This is a genomic window from Acidocella aminolytica 101 = DSM 11237 (assembly GCF_900129125.1).
GTDB classification, from domain to species: Bacteria; Pseudomonadota; Alphaproteobacteria; order Acetobacterales; family Acetobacteraceae; genus Acidocella; species Acidocella aminolytica.
Map to the genome: position 1 here is coordinate 1 of NZ_FQVJ01000100.1, position 1230 is coordinate 1230.

The 1230-nt window shown below is 59.5% G+C and carries 1 protein-coding gene; it reads right to left on the reverse strand.

Features of this window, described 5'->3' with window-relative positions; genetic code table 11:
* Positions 1-6: 6 nt before the first annotated feature.
* Positions 7-1140 carry an ISAs1 family transposase gene (locus BUB54_RS19780; protein ID WP_013634879.1) on the reverse strand — a complete coding sequence of 378 codons (1134 nt, stop codon included), beginning with the start codon at positions 1138-1140 and terminating at the stop codon, positions 7-9.
* Positions 1141-1230: the final 90 nt, after the last annotated feature.

Genomic DNA, 1230 nt, shown 5'->3' on the forward strand with positions numbered 1-1230 from the left:
CAGGGGTTACGCATGAAAGAAGCCGGTGAGCACTTGCTCCATGTAACGGTTATCCCAGGCGGCCATTTTGCGGCGCCCCTTGAGACTGGCCTTTGATGCCTGATGGCGGCGAACGAGGTTGATTGCGATCTTGCGAAGCAGGGAGAAGTTCTGGACGGCGTTGCGATCCCGGATCCGGCAGTGATCTTCGTTGAAGGTGACGTCGAGCACCCAGTGTAGGCTGTTCTCGATCTGCCAATGTTGACGGATCGCTTTCGCCAGGATTTCGGGTTGATCGTCGCTGCTGGACAGGAAGTAGCGGATTTCGGCTTCGATCTTGCCGGATCCGTTGACGCCGCGGATGGTTTCCACGGCCAGAACGCTCTTCAACCCCGGCCAGTCGCGCAGCGGTTCCAGCGCTACGGCGTCCGGACAGACGAACACCCGGCGCCGAACAAGACGACCATGACCATCATCGAATTCGTCATGCACCGGCCGATCAACGGGTGAGCGGCTGAAGCAGGTGGTTGCGCAATACTCCTGCACGGCGCTGTGTTTCTTCCCCTGGTTTGCTTTGAGGGTGACGAGATAATCAGCACCCCGCTCGAGAATTTTGGACGCGATGGCTCGCTGGCACCCCATCGCGTCCAGCGTGACAATGGCGCCCTTGATGTCCAGCACATCCAGCAATTCCGGGATCGCGGTGATCTCGTTCGATTTGTCGCCGACCTGACGCTGGCCGAGCACCAGCCCCCGATCACTCGCCCATGCACTCACAACGTGAAGCGCCGCCTGGTCCCGGCTGCGATCAAACGAGCCGCGGATCGTTTTCCCGTCAATCGCCACCACTTCCCGGTCCAAAGTCGTCCCGAATGAGCGCGCCCACGCTTCGAAACATGCCTCGAAACGCCCGGTATCGATCAGCATGAACACACGCCGGAAGGTGTCGTGCGATGGAATGCCGTTCGGCAGCGCCAAAAACGTGCCCAGCCATTCCTGCTTGCTACGGCCATACAGTGCCATATCCTCCCAGCTTTCCGCCCCGGCAATCACCGCGCACACCGCAATCACCAGAATATCAATTAGCCGGTGCTCAACCTTGCCGCCGCAGCGGGGGTCTTCCAACGCCGAAAATTCCTCCACAAGCCGCCTCACCGACATGCACGTCTCCCAATCTCAAGGAGACTCCCCGAATCACACCCGATTCCATGCCGTCAACTATGCCCGAAATTTTCATGCGTAACCCCTGGA

Coding starts and splice junctions, on each gene's coding strand:
- BUB54_RS19780 (WP_013634879.1), bottom strand. CDS start 1,140: ATGTCGGTGAGGCGGCTTGTGGAGGAATTTTCGGCGTTGGAAGACCCC.